General features: G+C 70.6%; 1 protein-coding gene. It reads left to right on the forward strand.

Annotated elements, in window-relative coordinates; genetic code table 11:
- Positions 1–73: 73 nt before the first annotated feature.
- On the forward strand, positions 74–364 hold a 291-nt coding region (locus ACN675_RS29290; protein ID WP_420754140.1), incomplete at its 3' end, for an AMP-binding enzyme.

The raw sequence follows: 364 nt of genomic DNA on the forward strand, positions 1-364 counted from the left end.
TCAGCGCCTCGAGGTGGACGAGATCCGGGCGGTGTTCGAGTCGTTGCCGCAGGTGGGGTCCGCGGCGGTGGTGGTGCGGCAGCGGCCGGGTCGGTCGGAGTCGTATCTGGCGGCGTATGTGACGTTGCTGGGGGAGGCGTCGGCGGCGGAGTTGCGGGCGGCGGAGTTGCGGGCGGCGGCGTCGGAGGTGTTGCCGGAGTACATGGTGCCGTCGACGGTGACGGTGCTCGAGTCGTTGCCGGTGACGGTGAACGGGAAGTTGGATCGGGCGGCGTTGCCGGAGCCGGAGGTGATCTCGGCGGGGTCCGGTCGAGAGCCGGTGTCGGTGGCCGAGCGGGTGTTGTGTGCGGTGTTCGTGGATGTG

This window comes from Rhodococcus sp. O3, assembly GCF_048897285.1.
In the GTDB taxonomy this organism is placed as follows: Bacteria; Actinomycetota; Actinomycetes; order Mycobacteriales; family Mycobacteriaceae; genus Rhodococcus.